17 protein-coding genes are annotated in these 21,328 nt (G+C 64.4%); 10 read left to right on the top strand and 7 right to left on the bottom strand.

The features are described 5' to 3' along the window. Positions 1–13: 13 nt before the first annotated feature. From infB to ribF, 4 genes are all read left to right on the top strand, one after another. Complete coding sequence (gene infB, locus EMB92_RS04770) at positions 14–2,989, top strand: translation initiation factor IF-2 (protein WP_150393978.1); 2,976 nt, start codon at positions 14–16, stop codon at positions 2,987–2,989. 103 nt (positions 2,990–3,092) lie between these two features. After that, positions 3,093–3,683, top strand: coding sequence for a 30S ribosome-binding factor RbfA (gene rbfA / locus EMB92_RS04765; RefSeq protein ID WP_150393977.1), 591 nt, complete (start codon positions 3,093–3,095; stop codon positions 3,681–3,683). Further along, a complete protein-coding gene (locus EMB92_RS04760) occupies positions 3,680–4,906 on the top strand; it encodes a tRNA pseudouridine synthase B (protein WP_223847585.1) in 1,227 nt (408 codons plus the stop codon). Before rbfA ends, EMB92_RS04760 begins: the two co-directional genes overlap by 4 nt. A 159-nt stretch (positions 4,907–5,065) precedes the next feature. Further along, a complete protein-coding gene (gene ribF, locus EMB92_RS04755; RefSeq protein WP_150394281.1) occupies positions 5,066–6,190 on the top strand; it encodes a bifunctional riboflavin kinase/FMN adenylyltransferase in 1,125 nt (374 codons plus the stop codon). Positions 6,191–6,221: 31 nt separating this feature from the next. On the opposite strand, the gene radA is transcribed toward ribF, so the two are convergent. Further along, positions 6,222–7,715 carry a DNA repair protein RadA gene (radA, locus tag EMB92_RS04750; RefSeq protein WP_150393976.1) on the bottom strand — a complete coding sequence of 498 codons (1,494 nt, stop codon included), beginning with the start codon at positions 7,713–7,715 and terminating at the stop codon, positions 6,222–6,224. Between the two features lie 77 nt (positions 7,716–7,792). Between radA and EMB92_RS04745 the strand changes: the two genes are divergently transcribed. Both EMB92_RS04745 and EMB92_RS04740 read left to right on the top strand, forming a co-directional pair. Further along, positions 7,793–8,446 carry a hypothetical protein gene (locus EMB92_RS04745; protein ID WP_223847584.1) on the top strand — a complete coding sequence of 218 codons (654 nt, stop codon included), beginning with the start codon at positions 7,793–7,795 and terminating at the stop codon, positions 8,444–8,446. Positions 8,447–8,650: 204 nt separating this feature from the next. Beyond that, positions 8,651–8,740 carry a 30S ribosomal protein bS22 gene (locus EMB92_RS04740; protein WP_004268639.1) on the top strand — a complete coding sequence of 30 codons (90 nt, stop codon included), beginning with the start codon at positions 8,651–8,653 and terminating at the stop codon, positions 8,738–8,740. A gap of 204 nt (positions 8,741–8,944) precedes the next feature. Here the strand turns inward: EMB92_RS04740 and rpiA are convergent, their stop codons facing one another. The 3 genes from rpiA to pgm all read right to left on the bottom strand — a co-directional run bounded on the left by rpiA (position 8,945) and on the right by pgm (position 12,693). Next, positions 8,945–9,643, bottom strand: coding sequence for a ribose-5-phosphate isomerase RpiA (rpiA, locus tag EMB92_RS04735; RefSeq protein ID WP_043164454.1), 699 nt, complete (start codon positions 9,641–9,643; stop codon positions 8,945–8,947). 124 nt (positions 9,644–9,767) lie between these two features. After that, on the bottom strand, positions 9,768–10,922 hold the full coding sequence (locus EMB92_RS04730; protein ID WP_190973560.1) for a ribonuclease H family protein: 1,155 nt from the start codon (positions 10,920–10,922) through the stop codon (positions 9,768–9,770). 94 nt (positions 10,923–11,016) lie between these two features. After that, a complete protein-coding gene (gene pgm, locus EMB92_RS04725) occupies positions 11,017–12,693 on the bottom strand; it encodes a phosphoglucomutase (alpha-D-glucose-1,6-bisphosphate-dependent) (protein ID WP_150393974.1) in 1,677 nt (558 codons plus the stop codon). Between the two features lie 473 nt (positions 12,694–13,166). On the opposite strand from pgm, the gene EMB92_RS04720 reads away from it, so the two are divergent. Further along, positions 13,167–15,296, top strand: a complete 2,130-nt coding sequence (locus tag EMB92_RS04720; protein ID WP_150393973.1) for a glucose PTS transporter subunit IIA — start codon at positions 13,167–13,169, stop codon at positions 15,294–15,296. A gap of 33 nt (positions 15,297–15,329) precedes the next feature. Further along, positions 15,330–16,163 carry a PRD domain-containing protein gene (locus EMB92_RS04715; protein WP_150393972.1) on the top strand — a complete coding sequence of 278 codons (834 nt, stop codon included), beginning with the start codon at positions 15,330–15,332 and terminating at the stop codon, positions 16,161–16,163. Positions 16,164–16,168: 5 nt separating this feature from the next. Here EMB92_RS04715 and EMB92_RS04710 read toward each other — a convergent pair whose 3' ends face one another. Further along, on the bottom strand, positions 16,169–17,293 hold the full coding sequence (locus EMB92_RS04710; RefSeq protein WP_190973559.1) for a diacylglycerol/lipid kinase family protein: 1,125 nt from the start codon (positions 17,291–17,293) through the stop codon (positions 16,169–16,171). Between the two features lie 194 nt (positions 17,294–17,487). On the opposite strand from EMB92_RS04710, the gene EMB92_RS04705 reads away from it, so the two are divergent. After that, on the top strand, positions 17,488–18,951 hold the full coding sequence (locus EMB92_RS04705; RefSeq protein WP_150393970.1) for a type I restriction-modification system subunit M: 1,464 nt from the start codon (positions 17,488–17,490) through the stop codon (positions 18,949–18,951). Between the two features lie 364 nt (positions 18,952–19,315). Then, positions 19,316–20,533: a restriction endonuclease subunit S gene (locus tag EMB92_RS04700; RefSeq protein WP_150393969.1), complete on the top strand. Its 1,218-nt coding sequence runs from the start codon at positions 19,316–19,318 to the stop codon at positions 20,531–20,533. A gap of 90 nt (positions 20,534–20,623) precedes the next feature. Here the strand turns inward: EMB92_RS04700 and EMB92_RS04695 are convergent, their stop codons facing one another. Both EMB92_RS04695 and EMB92_RS04690 read right to left on the bottom strand, forming a co-directional pair. Next, a complete protein-coding gene (locus EMB92_RS04695; protein WP_150393968.1) occupies positions 20,624–21,043 on the bottom strand; it encodes a type II toxin-antitoxin system VapC family toxin in 420 nt (139 codons plus the stop codon). After that, entirely contained in the window at positions 21,033–21,326 is a 294-nt protein-coding gene (locus EMB92_RS04690) for a type II toxin-antitoxin system RelB/DinJ family antitoxin (protein WP_150393967.1), read from the bottom strand. Before EMB92_RS04690 ends, EMB92_RS04695 begins: the two co-directional genes overlap by 11 nt. Positions 21,327–21,328 lie beyond the last annotated feature (2 nt).

Raw genomic sequence — 21,328 nt, 5'->3', positions numbered from 1 at the left:
AGGAGAACAAGTAGTGGCGAAACCACGCGTTTATGAAATTGCCAAGGCCCTTGGCGTCGACAGCAAGACCGTGCTGGAGAAGCTCAAGGATATGGGGGAGTTCGTCAAGTCCGCCTCCTCCACCGTCGAACCTCCGGTGGTTCGCAAATTGAAGTCCGCCTTCGCCGACCAGAATGGTCACGGCGACAAGGGCGGCAAGCAGGGTCAGGGCGCGCGTCCCGCGACCCCGGGTCCGAGGCCCTCCAGGCCGGCAGCTCCTGCGCCGCACGCCCCGCACGATAATTCGCATACGCACGATGCTGCGCCGAAGCCGGCAGCACCGTCCCCGGCTCCGATGCCGGGTCCGTCCCCCGCCGCACACGCCGGCGGGGAGAACCGTCAGTATGCGACGCCGACCCCCGGCGCCCGTCCCGGTCCGCGTCCGGCCCGTCCCGGCCAGCAGCATGAGCAGCAGTCCGGACAGCGTCGTGACCGCCAGGAGCGCGGTGAGCGCGGTGAGCGCGGAGAGCGTCAGGATCGTCGCGATCGTCAGGATCGCGGTCGTCGTTCCCCGATGCAGGGCCGTCCGTCCCGTCCGGGTGCACGTCCTCAGGGCGATCATCGCGGCGGCCAGAACGGTCAGGGTCAGAACCCGGCCGGTGGCCAGCACACCTCCGCCACCCCGTCCGCGCCGACTCCGCATACGCCGGGGCCGCGTCCGGGTAACAACCCGTTCAGCCGCAAGCAGGGCATGCACACCCCGACTCCGGGCGACATCCCGCGTCCGCACCCGATGGCTCGTCCGACCGTGAACGACAACCGCGGCGGCGGCCGTGGACGTGGCGGTCAGGGCCAGCGCGGCGGTTTCCGCAACGGCCGTCCCGGTCAGGGCGGCGCTGGTGCACAGGGCGCACGTCCGGGCCAGTGGGGGCACAACCGTCCGGGTCAGGGCGGCGGCCAGCAGGGTGCGGGCGCGCAGCACGGCGGCTTCCGTCCGGGTCAGGGCGGCGGCTTCCAGAACAACGGTCCGAGCAGTGGCAACAGCGGTCCCGCGCGCGGCGGTCGTGGCGGTCGCGGCGGCGCTGCAGGCGCGTTCGGCCGTCAGGGCGGCAAGAGCTCCAAGGCCCGTAAGAACAGGCTGGCGAAGCGCCGCGAGTACGAGGAGATCAAAGCGCCGACCATCGGCGGCGTGCGTATCCCGCGCGGCAACGGCCAGACCATCCGTCTGCGTCAGGGCGCGTCCCTGGCCGATCTGGCGGAGAAGATCGACGTCAATCCGGCGGCCCTCGTGACCGTGATGTTCCATCTCGGCGAGATGGCCACGGCCACGCAGTCCCTGGACGAGTCCACGTTCCAGATCCTGGGCGAGGAGATCGGCTGGAACATCCAGATCGTCTCCGCCGAGGAGGAGGACAAGGAGCTGCTCCAGCAGTTCGACATCGATCTGGACGGCGAGGAGCTGCAGGAGGACGAGGATCTCAAGCCCCGTCCGCCGGTCGTCACCGTCATGGGCCATGTCGATCATGGTAAGACCCGACTGCTGGACACCATCCGCAAGACCAACGTCATCGAGGGCGAGGCCGGCGGCATCACCCAGCGCATCGGCGCCTACCAGGTGACGGTCACGCTGGAGGGCGAGCGTCGCAAGATCACGTTCCTCGATACCCCTGGCCATGAGGCGTTCACCGCCATGCGTGCCCGTGGTGCCGAGCTCACCGACGTCGCGATCCTCGTGGTCGCGGCCGATGACGGCGTGATGCCGCAGACCGTCGAGGCCATCAACCACGCGCAGGCGGCCAAGGTGCCGATCGTCGTGGCGGTCAACAAGATCGATAAGCCGGGTGCGAACCCCGAGAAGGTGCGCGGCCAGCTCACCGAGTTCGGTCTGGTGCCGGAGGAGTACGGCGGCAACACGATGTTCGTCGACATCTCGGCCAAGCAGAACATCAACGTGGACAAGCTCCTCGAGGCGGTGCTGCTCACCGCCGACGCGGATCTCGATCTGCGCGCGAACCCGAACATGGACGCGCGCGGCGCGACCATCGAGGCCAGGCTCGACAAGGGCCGCGGCGCCGTGGCCACCGTACTCGTCCAGCAGGGCACCCTGCACGTGGGCGACGCGATCGTGGCCGGCACGTCCTACGGCCGTGTGCGCGCCATGCTCGACGAGAACGGCAAGCACATGGAGGAGGCCGCTCCGTCCACGCCGGTCCAGGTGCTGGGTCTGACCTCCGTGCCGACCGCAGGCGACCTGTTCCTGGTGGCTCCGGACGACCGTACCGCGCGTCAGATCGCCGAGAAGCGTCAGGCCACCGAGCGTGCCGCTCAGCTGGCCAAGCGCCGCAAGATCGTCTCCCTCGAGTCCCTCAAGGAGCAGTTCGCCAAGTCCGAGGTGGATATGCTCAACATCGTCATCAAGGGCGATTCCTCCGGCTCCGTCGAGGCGCTTGAGGACTCCCTGATGAAGATCGAGGTGTCCGATGAGGTCGGCATCCAGGTCATCCACCGCGGCGTCGGCGCGATCACCCAGAACGACGTCAACCTCGCCACGGTCGACAAGGCCGTCATCATCGGCTTCAACGTGCGTCCGAACCGTCAGGTGCAGGACCTCGCCGACCGCGAGGGCGTGGAGATCAAGTACTACTCGATCATCTACAAGGCCATCGAGGACATCGAGGCCGCCCTCAAGGGCATGCTCAAGCCGGAATACGAGGAGGTCGTCACCTCCCACTCCGAGATCCGCGAGATCTTCCGCTCCTCCAAGTTCGGCAACATCGCCGGCGTCATGGTGCAGGACGGCGAGGTCAAGCGCGGTACGAAGTGCCGTATTCTGCGCAACGGCGTCGCCACGGTCAACGATCTGGAGATCTCCTCGCTGCGTCGTTTCAAGGACGACGTTCAGTCGGTCAAGGAAGGCTACGAGGCCGGTATCAACCTCGGCTCCTTCAACGACATCGAGATCGGCGACATCATCGAGACCTTCGAGATGCGCGAGATCGAGCGCAAGTAAGCGCGCACACAGGTACGCGCACAGGTAATCGGAAACCGGTTTTCCGTCCCAGCCGATGGCCCCCTCCACTCGAGGGGGCTTCGGCCGTTTGAAAGGAACTTCCATGGCAGGATCCAACCCCCGCGCCGCGAGGATCGCGGCCCTGATCCAGCGTGTCATCGCCTCGTCGATCGAACGTGAGCTGCATGACAAGCGACTGTCGAACATCACCATCACCGAGGTCCGCGTGACCAACGATCTGCAGATCGCCAAGGTCTACTGGACCCAGTACGGACACGAGGGCCGCGAGCAGGGCGAGCGCAAGCGCGCTCAGCAGGCCCTCGATCAGGCCAAGGGCCATCTGCGCACGCTCGTCGGCCACAAGGCTGGCCTGCGCCTGACCCCGCAGCTGCAGTTCGTCTTCGACGAGGTGCCCGGCGAGGCCCACGAGATCGAGGACATCCTCGCTCTGGCCCGCAAGCGCGACGAGGATCTCGCCCGCGCCCGCGCGAACGCCCAGTACGCCGGCGACGCGGATCCGTACAAGCACGACGACGAGCCTGCGGACGATGCGTCCGACGGCTTCGGTGACGACGACGGCTTCGGTGACGACGACGATTTCGACGATTTCGACGATTTTGACGAGACCGACGAGACCGACGAATCCGCGGACGATGCGGACAGCACGGACGACGCGGACGGTGGCCGCGCGTGAGTGACGGTCTGCTCATCGTCGACAAGCCGCTGGGCGTGACCAGCTTCGACGCGGTCGCCGCCGTGCGTGGCGCCCTGCACACGAAGAAGGTCGGACACGCCGGCACGCTTGATCCAATGGCCACCGGCATGCTGGTCATCGGATTCGGTCGTGCCACGCGTCTGCTCCAGTACATCGTCGAACATGACAAGACCTACGAGGCGACGATCCGTCTCGGCATGCGCACCACCACCGACGACGCCGAAGGAGAGACGATCATCGATCCCGAGGCGTCCGCGCAATGGGCGGCGCTGTCCGAGCGAGTCGCCGGGCCGGAGACGGAAACGGATGAAACGGGTGATTCGGGTGATTCGGCGCAGGCCGCCGTGTTCCCGACCGCAAGGGCCTGGCGGGGCCTGATCGAACGCACCATCGCCGAGCGGTTCCTCGGCGACATCGAGCAGGTACCGAACACCTTCTCCGCCATCAAGATCAACGGCAAACGCGCATACGATCTCGCCCGCGAAGGCAGGGACGTCGAACTCAGGTCGCGCCCCGTGCACATCGCCGAGTTCTCGGTGCTGGACGTGAGGATCGGGCGCACGTCGTCCGTGCTCGCCGGCGCCCCGCTGGTTGCCGTGGACGAGGCCGACGCGACGATCCCGGTCATCGACGTGGACGTGCGCGTCAGCTGCTCGTCGGGCACGTACATCCGCGCGCTGGCACGTGATCTGGGCGAGACGCTCGGCGTCGGCGGTCATCTGACACGCCTGCGTCGCACGCGCGTCGGACGGTTCTGCCTACCCGACGACCGTTCCGGACTCGGCACCACGGTGCAGGCGATCACCGCGCACGCCGAGCAGAGAACCTTCACCAATCGCGAGGGAGAGACAATCACCCGCGCCCGATGCGTGCTGGACGCGCCCGAAGAGCTGTCCGGCGAGGAACGGGCCGACTGGCTTCTCGCCCGGGCCGTTCCCATGGGCGATGCCGCACGCGGTGCGATGCCCGTCATCGAGATCGACGACGCCGAGGCGCGCGAACTGCGGTTCGGACGTCGTCTCGAACGCCGGCTCGCCAAGGACGTCATGCAGGCGGCCGCCATCGTCCCGGCCACGGCAGGCACGTCCGATCAGCAGTCCGAGACACTGCCCGGGTCGCAGGCGCAGGACGACGTCGTGGCGATCGTCGAGCGGGCCAACGCGCACCAGATCAAGCCGAGCGTCGTCTTCCCCACCGAATAGCCGCTGAACCCCCATATAGCCCCCGCATAATCGCCCGCATAACCCGCCCGACCGCGAGCCACCAGTACTGCTAAAGTGGACGCGGACGGCGCCGGGGAATCGCGCGGAATATCCCCGACCCCTTGAAAACACTGGAATCCCCGAGGAACGACCATGGCAATGAACATCACGTATCTGACCCCAGACGAGAATGGCGACGTCGCATGGCCCGCCTTCGACAACGACAAGCGCGCCGTGGTCACGCTGGGCGCGTTCGACGGCATGCATCTGGGACATCAGGCAGTCATCCGCCGCGTGGTCGAGCTCGCCCACCGGCATGACGCGTTCTCCATCGTCATTCTCTTTGATCCGCGTCCCGCGTTCGTGCATCGCTGGACCGCCGCGCATGACGGCAAGGAGCCCGGCGAGGGCATCATCGACGCGAACGCCCTCAACGGTGTGGACGATCGACTGAAGACGCTGGAGGAACTCGGCGTCGAACACACGCTCGTCGTGCGATACACGATGGCGTTCGCCGCGAAATCGTACATCTTCTTCCTCGGCCAGCTCACCGGCAAGCTCGGCATGCGCACGCTCGTGCTCGGTTCCGACGCCGCCATGGGCGCCGGACGCAAGGGCGACGTCAAGTCGATCGAGAACCTCGCGGCCGCGACCGGCGTGTTCGAACTCGACGTGGTCGACGACCGCGGCCCCGGCGAGGTGCGCATCCCGCTGGGCTGGAAGCCTGAAATGCCGGGGGAGTGGGGCGAGCCCGCCGACCCGCTCGCCTTGATGAGCAAGGCCGAACGACGCGCGTGGAGCAAGCGGAACCAGGCCAGGGCCACGCGCGCGTGGAGCTCCAGCAACGTGCGCTACCTGCTCGGTCATGGCCGTATCAAGGATGCGAACGCGATCCTCGGACGTCTCCACGCCGTCACCGGCGTCGTCGTCCACGGCGAGGAGCGCGGACGAACGATCGGCTTCCCGACGGCGAACCTCTCCGAGGACGTCATCGGATACCTGCCGGTCGACGGCGTGTACGCCGGATGGCTCGTCGACGGCGGCAACCGCTGGCCCGCCGCGATCTCCATCGGCACCAAGCCCACGTTCAGCGAGAAGACGGGCCTCAACGAGCGGGTCGTCGAAGCATATGCGATCACCGACGACTGGCTGGAGCTCTACGGACACACCGTGCGCGTCGAATTCGCCGGATTCCTGCGTCCCCAGGTCAGGTTCGACGGCGTCGACGAGCTCACGGCCGAACTGAAGCGCAACGTCGAGGAGACGAAGCGGATCCTCGCCTGACGGCGAACCGCACAGCGACAGCGGCGAAGCGCTACAGCAGCGCGTCCAATGCCGCCTTGAGCGACGACACCTGCACGATCGTGAGCCCCGGAATCGCCACGTGCTTGCGTAGCCGGGGCGTCACGGCCGTCGTGAAGCCCAATCGCGCCGCCTCGCGCAGACGGTACTCGAGCCGCGGCGCGGGCCGCACCTGACCGGTCAGCGAGATCTCGCCGATCGCGCAGGTCGTGCGGGCGATCGGCGCATGCTTCGCGGCGCTCGCCAACGCGGCCACGATCGCGAGGTCACAGGCAGGTTCCTTCGCCAACCCGCCGGCGATCGTCGAAACATACAGATCGTTCGACAGCAGATTCACCCGTCCGTGACGGTACAGCACCGCCACCAGCATCGCGATGCGATTGGCGTCCACGCCGTTGACGGCGCGGCGCGGCGTCGGCAGCACCGAGTTCGTCACCAGCGACTGGATCTCGATCGGCAGGGAGCGGTGGCCGTCCAGTGTGAACGTCACGCAGGTGCCCTCCACAGGGGCGTCGGCCTGCGCATCGTCCGCCGACTCGGTATCCGCCGACTCGACCCCCGCCGCAGTGGACAGGAACAGCCCCGCCGGGTCGGTCACCTCCTCGATGCCCTCGCCGCTCATATCGAAGCAGCCGACCTCGTCGGTCGGACCGAAACGGTTCTTCACCGCGCGCAGCATCCTGAGCGCCGTCTCCGCATCGCCCTCGAACTGGCAGACCACGTCCACCAGATGCTCCAACGTACGAGGACCGGCGATTGAACCGTCCTTCGTGACGTGTCCGACGAGCAGCACCGGCACGTCCAGGGTCTTGGCCACGTCGATCAGGGCGCTCGCCACCTCGCGCACCTGCGTGGACCCGCCGGAGATGCCGTCGACGTCCTGCGAGACGATCGTCTGCGCCGAATCGACGATCGCCAGCGTCGGGCGCTCCTGTTCGATCAGTCCCAGCACGGTGGCGAGGTCCGTCGTGGCGGCGAGCAGCAGATTCGGCTCGACCGCGTTGATGCGGGAGGCGCGCAGCCGCACCTGTCCCTGCGATTCCTCTCCGGACACGTACAGCACCCGTCCGCCATCCGCCGCATGCGCTCTGGCGATGTTGCCGGCGGTCTCCAGCAGCAGCGTCGACTTGCCGATTCCAGGCTCGCCGGCCACCAGCACCACCGAACCGGGGACGATGCCCCCGCCGAGAACGCGGTCGAATTCCAAGAATCCCGTGGGGATGCGCGTCACGTCGTCGGTGCCGATCTCGGTGATCGGACGGGCGGCTCCGGCCGCCACCGTGACGGACCGCGTACGGGACACGCGCCCGTCCGCGCCGCTGCCCGTTGCGGCTCCCGCGGCGCCCGATGCGCGGCGGGCGGCCGAGGTGCGCGTCGACGCCGCGGGGCGTGCCTCATGGAATTCGTCGATGGTGCCCCATTGCCCGCACTCGGGGCATTTGCCGAACCATTTCGCGCCGGTCCACCCGCATTCGGAACACAGGTAATGCACATTCGTTTTTGCCATATTCCGACGCTAACGCCGCGAAGCGACAGCGTGTGATAGCAGGCGACGCGTCAGGCGGATGTGCCACAATCGGAGTCATGTCGAAGTCGAGTATCCGTCCGAAAAACCGTCCGCAATCCGGCAGGAATGCACGTGTCCCATCGAGTGGATCGCACGCCAGACTGTTCGCCGTCGTCGTGGCGGCGGTCGTGGCGATCATCCTGGCGTTCCTGTCCGCATTCGTATGGCCCGGATGGGCGCTCAACAAGGACGTCGCGCCGAAGGCAGATCAATCCCAGAGCGCGGAGCCGACCACGCCGAGCATCAAGGCCGAGGCATTGCCGTCGGACGCGACCGAACTGCTCAAGGCCATGCCGGACAGCGTGCTGAACTTCGCGCGCACCAAGGCCGAGGATTCGACCACATGGAGCTCCTCCTCGCCGCTCGAGGAGTACACGCTCACCTATTCGACCGGCAAGAAGACCGAGAACGTCACGCTGGTCGTGGCGCAGTGGAGCACGTCCACGCCCGCGAAGACGCAGTATGATGCGCTCGCCAAGGCGCTGGGCGGCAAGACGATCGCCTCCGGATCGGTCAAGGTGCAGGGAAGCTCCACCGGCGACTACGTCGTCAAGGGCGGCGCGGAGGACGGCGCTCAGGCCACGGCCGTGTGGCGCAACGACACGGTGGTGTTCCAAGCCACCGGCGCGAAGTCCTCGGTGCAGCGGTTCTACCAGAAGTTCCCGCTGTAGGCTCCTCGAGCCCTGTAGACCGCGCAACGCGTGGCCGTCCCTGGATGGTGCCGGTCGAAGACAGGCGTCGAGACCCCTCATGTGCGGACGCGTGTATGGACGTTCGATGAACCTTTGGTGACCGTTGCGGGTGGCATCGTCCGAGATCATGTGTATACTCGTGCGAGTTGCAACTTTTACGATTAATCGGAATGGAGGCTTCAGATGGGTTCCGTCATCAAGAAGCGCCGCAAGCGGATGAGCAAGAAGAAGCACCGCAAACTGCTGCGTAAGACCCGCCACCAGCGTAAGTAGTCTTACCTGCTTTCAAGGCGTGAAAACCCCGTGAACCGCAAGGTTCCGGGGTTTTTCTTATATGCGTCTTATATGCGTCATACGCACCGAATCGGTGTGATCGTCTTGACTTGGTACGTACTACGAAGGACGGGTCCTCTCCCATGGGTTGCGCCCAAGGGGAGAGGACCCGTCCTTCGTGAATATCCGCGATCTACGATGCGATCACTTGTTGGAGTTGGTCAGCACGCGCGGGCCGTTCGGATCGCCGACGATGACGGTGTCGACCATGTTGAGGAACAGGCCGTGCTCGACGACGCCCACCGTGTTGATGAGGTCCTCGGCCAGATCGAACGGGTGGTCGATGCGCTCCAGATGCAGATCCACGACGAAGTTGTTCTCGTCGGTGCGCACCTCCTTGCCGTCGGCGTCGAGACGCAGCACCGGCTTGTAGCCCTTGGCCTCGAACTTCTTGACGACGTGGCCGGCGCCGAAGGGGATGACCTCGACCGGCAGCGGGAACTTGCCGATGGTGTCGACGACCTTGGACTCGTCGACGATCCACACGATCTTGTTGGAGTTGGTGGCCACGATCTTCTCCCACAGGAGGGCCGCGCCGCCGCCCTTGATGCCGTTGAAGTTCTTGTCGACCTCGTCGGCGCCGTCGATGGTCACGTCGATGTGGTCCACGTCATCGATGTCGACGATCTTGATGCCGTAGCTTTCGGCCTGGGCCTGGGTGCGGCGGGAGGTCGTCACGCCGGTGAACTGAAGGCCCTCCTCCTGAACGCGGCGGCCGAGCTCGTCCACGAGGAACTTGACGGTCGAACCGGTGCCGAGGCCGGCGATCATGCCGTTCTCGACGAGCTTGGCGGCCTCGATGCCGGCGGCCTTCTTCAGGGCGTCCTGCTGTGCCTTATCCATGGTGGTGATTCCTTTCCTGACCTGTTGAAAGTCCGCTTCCATCCTAACGCGGGTGGGAGATTGTGTGCGGTCGTGTCCACTCGTGTTCGCCGGCTGTTCAGCTTCGTCGGATGGGATCCGTCGTTTAGCGCAGGAAGTCCGCGTCGGTGATGGTGAGGTTGCCGTCGCCGTCGACGAATCCGTCCACCGCGATGTAGCCGCGTACGTGCATGCTCTCGCCGGTGAAGTACGGGCTGGTCTTCGGCGCGGGGGAGAAGCGCACCGCCCCCGAGACCTTCAGCCCGCTCGGGACCGGCGTGTTCACCGGCTGCGCGGGCTGTACGGGCTGTGCGGGCTGCGCGGGCTGTGCGGGCTGCGCGGGCTGTGCGGGCTGTGCGGACGGCTGCGGGGTGGCGGCCGTTGCGCGCGTCGAGGTGTCCGCCGCACGAGGGTTGCGGGGCAGTCCCGTCGCGCCGTCGCGGTCGGGGATCGGCTCCTCGGTGGATGCCTTCCTCTTGCTCGTATCGTGTTTCGAGGTGCGTTTCGTGGTCGCGGTGTGTTTCGTAGCGCTTTTGCCGGTCCGCGTCCTGGTCTTCGAACCGATTCCGGCATCGGGGATCGCGTCGGGTTCCGGCTCGAGTTCGCCCGTCGTCGTGCTGTGCGCTAGCATCGATCCCTGTTCCGGCTGCGGTCCTGCGGCCTGGGCGGCGCGATCCAGCAGCAGCTGTGCGTCCGGCGGTACGTCGGTGCCCTTCGCATATGGCGAGTTGAGCAGCGACTGCCAGCCCTCCAACGGCAGATAACCGTCCTGGGAGCCGTTACGGCACTGTTGTGCGTATGACCTCGCCAGTTGGTCCACGAGCTCGTTGCCGGCATTGCCGGCGTGTCCCTTGACCCATTTGAAATCAACGGGTCCCGGACGCTTGGCGATCTCGGCGTCGATGGCCTTGATGACCTCGACGTTCTTCACCGGCTGCTTCTGGGAGTTCCTCCAGCCGTTCTTCTTCCAGCCCTTGAGCCATTTGGTTGAGCAGTTGATCGCATACTGCGAGTCCGATTCGATGAGCAGCGGTTCGGGCCCGGGATGCGCGCGCAGCACCATCAGCACCGCGCACAGCTCGCCGATCTGGTTCGTGCCGTTCGTGGCACCGCCGGCGTCGTACCCTTTTGAATCGTGCTCATGGCCGGGAATGCGGCCGTCTCCGGCGTGCGTGTCATGGTCCGCCCACGCCCATCCCATCGGCCCGTTCGGGTTGCCCAAGGCCGATCCATCGGTGGACACCACAATCTTCTTAACCATGCCCACCACCATACAAAAGGGGATTCCCGCGGAAGCCACGTTCCGCGGGAATCCCCTTGTCTAATCGATGTGTCGACTAGCGGCTAGCACCGAATCACTCGGCCAGCGCCTTGTCGACGACGACCTCGGCCTCGGCGAGGACCTTGTCGAGGGCCTCCGGGCTCTCGAAGGACTCGGCGTAGACCTTGTAGATGTTCTCGGTGCCGGAAGGACGGGCGGCGAACCAGTTGTCCTTCGTGGTGACCTTCAGGCCGCCGATCTTGGCGTGGTTGCCCGGCGCCTCGGTGAGCTTGGCGGTGATGTCCTCGCCCGCGAGCTGCGTGGCGGTGACATCGTCGCCGGTGAGCTTGCCGAACTTCTGCTTCTGCTCGAGCGTGGTCGGGGTGTCGACGCGCTTGTACCAGGACTCGCCGAAGCGGGCCACCTGATCCTTGTGCAGCTCGGCAGGGTTCTTGCCGGTCTTCGCGGTGATCTCCGCGGCGAGCAGGTCGGGGATGAGACCGTCCTTGTCGGTGGTCCAGATGCGGCCGTCCTTGCGCAGGAAGGACATGCCGGAGCTCTCCTCGCCGCCGAACGCGACCTCGCCCTTGAACAGCGGGTCGACGAACCACTTGAAGCCGACCGGGACCTCCATGACCTTCGCGTTGATCGACGCGGCCACGCGGTCGATCAGGGAGGAGGAGACCAGCGTCTTGCCGACTGCGGCGCCCTCGGGCCAGCCCGGACGGTTGCCGCCGAACAGGTACTCGACGCACACGGCGATGTAGTGGTTCGGGTTCATGACACCCCAGTCGGGGCACACGATGCCGTGACGGTCGGCATCCGGGTCGGTGCCGCCGACGAGATCGTACTTGTCCCACGCGCCGGCGTTGAGCTCGTCGACAAGGCCCTTCATCGCGTACGGCGAGGACGGGTCCATGCGGATCTTGCCGTCGTGGTCGATGGTCATGAAGCGCCAGGTCGGGTCGACCTCGGGGCGCACGACGCCGATCGTGAGGCCGTACTTCTCGTTGATGAGCGGCCAGTAGTTGACGGACGCGCCGCCGAGCGGGTCGATGCCGAGACGCACGCCGGAGGAGCGGATCACGTCGAAGTCGATGACGTTGCCGAGGTCGGCGACGTAGTGCTCACGGAAGTCGAAGGGCTCGACGTACTCGGACTTGATGGCCTCCTCGTACGGCACGCGCTTGACGTTCTTGTAGTCGGCGAGCAGCTCGTTGGCGCGGGCGGCGATCGCGTTGGTGGTCTCGGCCGGGGCCGGGCCGCCGGTGACCGGGTCGTACTTGAAGCCGCCGTCGGTGGGCGGGTTGTGCGACGGGGTGACGACGATGCCGTCGGCCAGACCCTCGCCTTCGAAGCGCTGGGTGCCGTCGGCCGCACGGTTGTGCGTCAGGATGGCCTGGGAGACGACCGGCGTCGGCACGAAGTCGCCGCGGGAGTCGACGCGCACGTGCACGCCGTTGGCGACGAGCACCTCGATGGCGGTCTTGCGGGCCGGCTCGCTCAGGGCGTGGGTGTCGGAGCCGAGGTACAGCGGGCCGGTGACGCCGGCCTTCTTGCGGTATTCGGCGATGGCCTGGGAGATGGCGACGATGTGGGCCTCGTTGAACGAGGTCTTCAGGGACGAACCGCGGTGGCCGGAGGTGCCGAAGATGACACGCTGCTCCGGAACGGACGGGTCGGGGACGAGGTCATAGTACTTGCCGATGACCTCATCGACGTTGATCAGATCTGCTGGGGTGGCGGGCTTGCCCGCATTGTTAGCTACCATGCCTCCATTCTACGGCGTCCGACATGTACGGTGAGTAACATTTTGTGCTCAATTGTTCTGAAATGTGAGTGAATGGATGTTGAATTGCGTGGACGGGATAATGGCGGTATGTCGCCGGAGTGACGCAAAGGGCGGTATGATGAGGCATCCGGGCATCGTCGAATCGTCCGTGCGTATATCGAAGGATCGCCGTGAGGGCGGACAGTCGCCGCGTGTCGTGCTGCGACACGCGGCGATCAGTAAACGTTTGCTCGATATTTGGAGGCATGGTACACTGACCTCCGTCAGTTTCCTTAGCAGGGTTGCTACTCAAGATTTCGAGGCAAGACCTGAGACATGGACCTGCCGTAGGTGTATTCGCTCCACGGCTCCATATGGTTCTTGTCTCGGGTCTTTTCTGTTATCTGGGGTCGATGACGATCACGCAAGGTGACTAGAAACAGATGGAAGAACAGTAGGAAATGGAGAATCCGATGTCGCATCAGGACGATGTCAAGGCGATCATCACCGCCGTCGGCGGCGCCTCCAACGTCAAGTCGCTGACGCACTGCGCCACTCGACTGCGTTTCGAGTTGAAGGACAACGGCAAGGTCGATCAGGCCTCGCTCGATGCCAACAAGGTCGTGCTCGGCGGTGTGCCGCAGTCCGGTAATCGTTATCAGGTCGTCATCGGCGGTCAGGTGGCCACCGTGTACGACGAGATCATGCACCTGCCCGAGATGGCGGGCGTCGGCGCCGGCAGCGTCGACGCCGACGCCGCCGACGGCGAGATGAGCGATGCCGAGCTCAAGGCCGCCAAGCGCAACGAGGGCGTGCGCGGCAAGGTCGCGTGGCTCGACAACTTCTTCGAGTACCTGGCCGACTCCTTCCGCCCGATCCTGGGCGTCCTGCTCGGCGCGTCCATCATCATCGCGCTGGTCAACCTGTTCATCTCGATCGGCGTGATCCCGAACGACGAGGCGAACACCGGCCTCATGTTCATCAAGGCGCTGTGGAAGGGCGTGTTCTACTTCCTGCCCATCATGGTCGCCTACAACGCCGCCAAGAAGCTCAAGGTCGACCCGTGGCTGGGCGGCGCCATCATGGCCGCGCTGATGACCCCGCAGTTCACCGCGCTGTCCGACACCAAGACGTGGGGCGACGCCGTGCAGTGCATCACCAACGAGACCCTCGGCACCTCCTCCTGCACCGCGACCGTCTTCGGCCTGCCGATGCAGCTGTCCGACTACTCCGGCAACGTGTTCGTGCCGCTCATGATGGCCGCCGTGCTGGCCCTCGTCTACCACGGCATGAAGAGGGTCATCCCCGAGAGCATCCAGCTGGTCTTCCTGCCGTTCTTCTCCATGATCATCGTCGGCGCCCTGACCGCCTTCCTCATCGGCCCGCTGGGCGTGTGGGTCGGCAACGGCCTCGGTGTCGGCCTCGCCTGGATGAACGGCCACGCCCCCTTCATCTTCGCCATCGCGATCCCGCTGCTCTACCCGTTCCTCGTGCCGCTCGGCCTGCACTGGCCGCTCAACGCCCTCATGCTCATGAACATCCAGTCGATGGGCTACGACTTCATCCAGGGCCCGATGGGTACGTGGAACTTCGCCTGCTTCGGCGCCACCGCCGGCGTGCTGTTCCTCTCCATCCGTGACAAGGACGACCAGATGCGCCAGACCTCGATCGGTGCGCTTGCGGCCGGCCTGCTCGGTGGCGTCTCCGAGCCGAGCCTCTACGGCATCCACCTGCGCTACAAGCTCATCTACTCCCGTATGCTCGTCGGCTGTGGCGTCGGCGGTGTCGTGATCGCCGTCCTCGGATGGCTGTTCCCGTCCACCATCGCCTCCGGCGAGACCGTCCACGGCGTGACCACCACCGCGTTCGCCTTCACCTCCCTGCTGACCATCCCGGTCTTCGACCAGATGTGGGTCTACGCCATCGCCATCGCCGCCGCGTTCATCACCTCCATGGTCCTGATCATCACCTTCGACTACCGCACCCCGGAGCAGAAGGCCGAGGTCAAGGCCCGCGTCGCCGCCGCCGCGGTCGCCGCCAAGTCCGATGAGGGCTCCGTCGAGTCCGCCGCCGCCCCGGCCCCGGTCGCCGCTCCGGCCGCTCCTGCTGCCGAAGCCGCCCCGTCCGCTCCGGCCTCCCAGAGCGAGCCGACCACCGCTGTTCTGTCTCCGGTCAACGGCCACGTCGTCTCCCTGGACGACGCCGGCGATCCGGTGTTCGCCTCCCGCGCCCTCGGTGAGGGCGTCGGCGTCCAGCCGACCGACTCCATCGTCAAGGCTCCGGTCTCCGGCGTCCTGCAGACCGTCGCCGAAACCGGCCACGCATTCGGTCTCAAGACCGATGACGGCGTCGAGGTGCTCGTCCACGTCGGCATCGACACGGTCAAGATGAACGGCGAGGGCTTCGCCGTGGCCGTCGCCAAGGGCGATCGCGTCAACGCCGGTGACACGCTGGTGACCGTCGACTTTGATAAGGTCAAGGCAGCCGGTTACAGCACCACCACCCTGATGACGGTGCTCAACACCGCAATGCTCACGGCGGTCACTCCGAAGACGGATGTGGACGTCAAGGCCGGCGACGAGGTCATCGCCATCGAGAAGTAATCCGGGATTCGTCCCGGGATCGGGAGGAACGCCATGGAAGTACTTCGCGTCTTCAACAACAACGTCGTTCTGGCGAAGGACGGGAGGCGCGAAGTCATCCTCACCGGGCGCGGCCTTGGCTTCAAGGCCAAACCCGGCATGAAGGTCGACGCGACCAAGGTGGCACGCGTGTTCGTGCCCGCCGACGGTCGCGATCCCGACCACATGGCCCAGCTGCTGGGCGACATTCCCCCCGAGATCATCAGACTGGTCTCCGACGCCATGGACGAGATCGGACTCGGCGCCCAAGCGGCGCAGAATCCGACGCTCGTCATGGCGCTCGCCGACCACGTATGCGGCGTGCTGCGCCGCGTCAGGAACGGCATCCCGGCCGTTGCCTACCCATTGAGCGAAGAAGTGAGTTCCCTCTACGAGCGTGAATACACGCAGGGACGGGAGCTGCTCGTCTCCCTTAATCGCAGACTTAACGGGGCGCTACCCGACAGCGAGGCCGTGGCGTTCGCGCTCCATCTGGTCAACGCCGGATTCGCGACCGGCGACCTCTCCCACACGTATGCGATGACCGGCGTCATCCAACAGCTGCTCGCCGTCATCGAAGGCGCCTACGACATCAAGCTCGACGAGCATTCGGTCAACGTCGGCCGATTCATCACCCATCTGCGCTACCTGTTCGTGCGCATCCACCAGCACAGCCAGCTCGAGCGCGAGCCCGAGGCGATCGTCACGTCGATCACCCAGTCCTATCCGAAGGCGTTCGACTGCGCCCGACGGATCGCCGCACTCATCGAGCTGCGTCTCGACACCACGCTCACCGAGGACGAGATCGCCTACCTGACCCTCCACGTGGCCCGAGTCACTGCCTCCTAGCGTTTTCACTTCACCGGCGGAATCGTGCCCGTCGCCGACAGATCCGGCGTCACCTCCGGCACGCGCACGATCAGCGCCCTGCGCTCCACATCGAAGCGGATGTGACGCGTCTCGGGCAGCATATCGCCGTCCACCTGCGCCAGCGCCGGCTTCTCCAACGTCAGCTCGGCGCTCACGCCCTGGATCTGGTCGATCGTCGAATTCGTCGACAGCGGATTCTGCTCCGCACGGCCCGTGATCGTCTGATGCACCACGTCGCCGAACAGGTTCGCCCAGCCGAGGATACCGCCGGTCGTGTCGATGATCTCGAAATCAAGCAGGCCGTCGTCGTACGAGGCGTTCGGCATCAGCGAGAACACGGGGATCTGCCCGCAGTTGCCGGCCATGAACGTGCGGAAGATGAGACCGCGCGTCGAATGGGTACTGCCGTCGCGGCTGGTGATCGTCACGTTCGCGTGATATCGCGGTGTGAACAGGTTCTTGACGCCGCCCACGAAGTAGGCGAGCCAGCTGATGTTCTTCTTGAGCTGGGGATCCGTGTCGTCGATCATCGCCGCGTCGAAGCCGACGCCGGCGATAATAAGGAACGCGTGCCCGTGATCCTCCTCCGGATGGTCCAGCAGCGTGAGCCTGCCCATATCCACCGTGCGCGAGCCATGCGAGGTGGCCACCGTCAGCGCCGCGTCGATGTCGTCCACAGGAATGCCCATGTTGCGGGCGAACAGGTTGCCTGTGCCGATCGGCACGATGCCCAGCGCGTGACCGGTACCCGAGACGGCGGAGGCCACCGTCCGCACCGTGCCGTCGCCGCCGACCGCGATCACCACGTCCGCGCCGTGCCTCAGCGCCTCCAACGCGCACGCGCGGCCGTCCTTGTCCAGCTGCGTGTCGATGAACTCGACCTCCGTCAGCCCCTTCGATGCGCAGAACTCCTCGATATGCTGACGTCTCGCCTCGGCCTGCGGCTTGGATGGGTTCACGATGAACGCGTAATGCACCTGATCGTCGTCGCGCTCGACAAGCTTCTCGGCGAGCAGCTGACGACGGTACGAACGGTACGCCAAGGCCGCCGCCACGAGGATGGCGACACCGATGATGACTGCAATGACGATGATGACGGCTGTGGGCATGACTCCCATTGTTCACGCAAACCCCACCGCGACATGCAACGCCACGACGAAATTCGACGATTCCTCTACGTCGGCTTTTTCTGACTCCCCTTGTCAGGGGAGCTGGCCCGCGAAGCGGGACTGAGGGGTAGTCAAAGTGATGTAAACCGTAAACCACCAGACACAGCCACCCCGTCCCGGTATGATCGGATGTCATGCTTGGTTCCGAAGTACGCAACAAAATCGACCGTGTCTGGGACGCCTTCTGGTCCGGCGGCATCTCCAACCCGCTCGAGGTGATCGAGCAGATCACCTACCTGCTGTTCATGCGTCGACTCGATATGAACCAGCAGCGAGAGGAGAACAAGGCGCGCCGGCTCCGCCGCCCGATCGAACACGCGGTGTTCACCGAGGATCAGCGGAACCTGCGCTGGAGCGTCTTCTCGCAGAAGGACCCGGAGACCATGTACGAGATCATCTCCGAACAGGTGTTCCCGTTCCTGCGGACGATGGGCGGCGCGGAATCCTCCTACGCGGAGCAGATGAAGGATGCGCGATTCACGATCCCCACGTCGCTGCTGCTCGCCAAAACCGTCGACATGCTCTCTGACATCGATATGTCCAACACGGACGTGAACGGCGACCTCTACGAATACCTGCTTTCGAAACTCTCCAGCTCCGGCGTGAACGGACAGTTCCGCACGCCGCGACACATCATCCAACTCATGGTCGCGATGATGGCGCCGACTCCTCGCGACACCATCTGCGATCCCGCGTGCGGCACCTGCGGCTTCCTCGTCGCATCCGCCGAATACGTGCGCGAACATCACCCGGAGGTATACAGCGACCCGCTGCTGCGCGAACGGTACGCCACCGACATGTTCCACGGCTACGACTTCGACCGCACCATGCTGCGCATCGGCAGCATGAACCTCATGCTGCACGGCATCGACGATCCCAACGTCCACTACAAGGACTCGCTGAGCGCATCCGGCGACGAGGACGAAGGCCGCTACTCGCTGATCCTCGCCAACCCTCCGTTCTCCGGCAGCCTCGACTACGAGACGACCAGCGCGAAACTGCTGCGCCAGGTGAAAACCAAGAAAACCGAGCTGCTGTTCCTCGCGCACTTCCTGCGCATGCTTGAACCGGGCGGGCGCGCGGCCGTCATCGTGCCCGAAGGCGTCCTGTTCGGCTCGACCGGCGCACACAAGAAACTGCGCAAGGAGCTCGTCGAGGAGCAGAAGCTCGAAGCGGTCGTCAAACTGCCGTCCGGCGTCTTCAAACCGTACGCCGGCGTCAGCACCGCGATCCTCGTGTTCACCAAAACCGACGGCGGCGGCACCGACGACGTATGGTTCTACGACGTGCACGCCGACGGATACTCCCTCGACGACAAGCGCTCTCCGATCGAGGCCAACGACCTGCCGGACGTGCTCGAACGCTGGACGCACCGGCGCGACGAGTCCGAGCGATCCCGGGCGCGGACGGAGCAGTCGTTCTGCGTGCCGAAGGAGGAGATCGCCGGACAGGAGTACGACCTGAGCCTCAATCGGTACAAGGAGATCGAGTACGAGGAGGAGGAACATCGGTCGGTCTCGGAGATCCTGGACGACATCGACTCGCTTGATGTCGGGATTGCGGCCGATGTCGCGGCATTGCGGGAGCTGCTCTCGTGACGGGTGTGATTCCGGCTCCCTCTGATGAGGGAGCTGTCGCGCGAAGCGTGACTGAGAGAGAGGCCTCCTTCGGCGTCAGCCGTGTCGGTGTTGGCCGTGTCGGTGTTGGTCGTGTCGGGACGGCGTATGCGTTGCTCGACACACTCAAGGCCGTTCGGCCAAGCCTACGGTCGAGCATCGCATACGCCGCCCCGACACTCGTTGCGTGGGTTCGTTGCGTTGGTATCCCGTCAGAGTTCGTTGCTTTCTCTCGGCTCCCCTCGTCAGGGGAGCTGGCCCGCGAAGCGGGACTGAGGGGTAGTCCGGTTGGTTGAGAAATGTACGGTGCGGAATAATGGTTCGTGGGTATTGAAAGGGTTATTCGATGACTGATTCCATGAGTAAGCCCTCGAAGATGAAGGTAAATATGTCGCGAAACGGTGACGGAGAAGCGCCGCGTATGGTGAAGCTGGGGGAGTTACTGACTCTCGATGCCGAACCGGAGCGTATTGATAATCCCGCCGATGAGACGTTTGTGACTGTCCGTACTAAGTGTGGTGGAGCTGTGGAACGCGTCATCAAAGACGGGAAAATTCCAGTTGCTTTTACAGGTTACCGGATTCATGAAGGGCAGCTGATTTACTCTCGCATCGATGCTAGAAATAATGCATTCGCCATTGTCCCTAGTGAGCTTGATGGCGCTGTTGTGAGTAAGGATTTTCCGGTATTCCGGGTTGATGAGCGGAAGGTACTCAAGAGTTATCTGATGCACTTTTTCCGTTCTGGTCGATTGCAGTACGCTATCCAGCAGTATAGCAAGGGGATTACGAACAGGCAGAGAATCAAGGAGGAGGTACTGCTTTCGTTTTCTATTCCTCTGCCATCGTTGGAGGAGCAGAGACGGATTGTGGCTGTGCTTGATCGGGCCGATGCCATTCGCACCAAGCGCCGTCGGGTCCTTGCGGATCTTGACGAGCTGCCGCGCTCGCTTTTTGCTGAGATGTTTGGTGACCCAGTTTCCAATTCCAAGGGGTGGAAATACGCTTTGTTGTCGGAATTGGGAAGTGTTGAGCGTGGAGTATCGAAGTTTCGTCCACGTAATGCCCCTGAGTTGCTTGGCGGTCCTTATCCGCTTATTCAGACTGGTGACGTTACTCGTGCCCAGCTATATATACGTGATTACATGTCGACCTACTCCGAATTGGGGTTGTCCCAGAGTCGAATGTGGCATCGTGGAACTTTGTGCATCACCATTGCTGCCAATATTGCTCAAACAGCCATCCTTGATTTCGATGCTTGTTTTCCGGACAGTGTGGTGGGGTTTGTTGCAAATGAAAGCACCAATAATCTGTTCATTCATTTTTGGTTTACGTTCTTCCAGAAAATACTTGAACGTCAAGCTCCTGAATCCGCGCAGAAGAACATCAATTTGAAGATTCTTGGTCAATTGAAGGTGATCCTGCCGCCGATTGAGTTGCAAAAAGAGTTCGCTCGGCGTGTGGAGGCGATTGCGGCGGCTCGGGTCAAGGTCGAGCGGGCGCTGGCCTTGGATGATGAGTTGTTCGCCGCTTTGCAGTCCCGGGCTTTCCGCGGCGCCCTGTGACGGTAACGTGGGATCGGACTTGTCCGTGTAAGCCGAGACGACTGAACTGATGGGCTGTGTCGTCTCGGCTTTGGGTTAAGCGTCAGCGATTCACCGGGGGAACAGTTCGAGGTACTGACGGGCGGTCATGCTCTTCACCGATGAATGGGCGAACGCCCCGGAATCGCGGGTGATGATGAAATCGATGTCATTGCGTTCGGCGACGGCGCGGATCAGACCGTCCTCGAAATCGGGTTCGTCGGAGTAAGCGGAATCGTCACATTCCCGCTGACCGACGGGAAGAACATCCAACAGCACCAGAAAATGACGGATGAGCTGTCTGCACGCGGGCTCGCCCAGCGGCTTCCTGCACAGGTAGTAGAAGTCCTTCAGGGAACCGGAGGTCACGTATCCGGCGACCTCGGACTTTGCCACCCGTTCCATGAGGGCGGTGGCGGGGTCGTGTTCCGGCCGGTTCGCGACCGCGTAGTCCACAAGGATGTTCGTGTCGAACAGGAGCCTAGATGTCACGGTTCTCGAACTCCTTGCGCATGTCGTCGTAGGTCATGGTGTCCAGTTCGGTGCCGCGTGGCAGGTTCGCGATGATGTCCTGGGCGTCCTTGAAGGCGGCCAGTCGCGCCTGCCTGCGCATGTCGCCCGAATCGTCGAACTCGGGGACGACCCCCGTGTTGGCGATGCTCTCCCACAGATCGCGGATCAGCTCGTTGGGGGTGAGGCCGGCCTTCCTGATGTAGTCGTTGGCCACGGCCTTGACCTTGGCGTCGACACTTGCGGAGACTGTAGCGGTCGCCATCG

Source organism: Bifidobacterium callitrichos, from assembly GCF_008698085.1.
GTDB classification, from domain to species: Bacteria; Actinomycetota; Actinomycetes; order Actinomycetales; family Bifidobacteriaceae; genus Bifidobacterium; species Bifidobacterium callitrichos.
This window is presented reverse-complemented; position numbering and strand designations above follow the sequence as displayed.

Excerpts from the sequence above, each read along its gene's own strand:
- EMB92_RS04745 (WP_223847584.1), top strand. The coding sequence starts at position 7,793 with ATGTCGAAGTCGAGTATCCGTCCGAAAAACCGTCCGCAATCCGGCAGG.
- EMB92_RS04690 (WP_150393967.1), bottom strand. The coding sequence starts at position 21,326 with ATGGCGACCGCTACAGTCTCCGCAAGTGTCGACGCCAAGGTCAAGGCC.
- EMB92_RS04720 (WP_150393973.1), top strand. The coding sequence starts at position 13,167 with ATGTCGCATCAGGACGATGTCAAGGCGATCATCACCGCCGTCGGCGGC.
- EMB92_RS04715 (WP_150393972.1), top strand. The coding sequence starts at position 15,330 with ATGGAAGTACTTCGCGTCTTCAACAACAACGTCGTTCTGGCGAAGGAC.
- ribF (WP_150394281.1), top strand. The coding sequence starts at position 5,066 with ATGAACATCACGTATCTGACCCCAGACGAGAATGGCGACGTCGCATGG.
- radA (WP_150393976.1), bottom strand. The coding sequence starts at position 7,715 with ATGGCAAAAACGAATGTGCATTACCTGTGTTCCGAATGCGGGTGGACC.
- rpiA (WP_043164454.1), bottom strand. The coding sequence starts at position 9,643 with ATGGATAAGGCACAGCAGGACGCCCTGAAGAAGGCCGCCGGCATCGAG.
- rbfA (WP_150393977.1), top strand. The coding sequence starts at position 3,093 with ATGGCAGGATCCAACCCCCGCGCCGCGAGGATCGCGGCCCTGATCCAG.
- EMB92_RS04705 (WP_150393970.1), top strand. The coding sequence starts at position 17,488 with ATGCTTGGTTCCGAAGTACGCAACAAAATCGACCGTGTCTGGGACGCC.
- EMB92_RS04730 (WP_190973560.1), bottom strand. The coding sequence starts at position 10,922 with ATGGTTAAGAAGATTGTGGTGTCCACCGATGGATCGGCCTTGGGCAAC.
- EMB92_RS04710 (WP_190973559.1), bottom strand. The coding sequence starts at position 17,293 with ATGCCCACAGCCGTCATCATCGTCATTGCAGTCATCATCGGTGTCGCC.
- EMB92_RS04700 (WP_150393969.1), top strand. The coding sequence starts at position 19,316 with ATGACTGATTCCATGAGTAAGCCCTCGAAGATGAAGGTAAATATGTCG.
- EMB92_RS04740 (WP_004268639.1), top strand. The coding sequence starts at position 8,651 with ATGGGTTCCGTCATCAAGAAGCGCCGCAAGCGGATGAGCAAGAAGAAG.
- pgm (WP_150393974.1), bottom strand. The coding sequence starts at position 12,693 with ATGGTAGCTAACAATGCGGGCAAGCCCGCCACCCCAGCAGATCTGATC.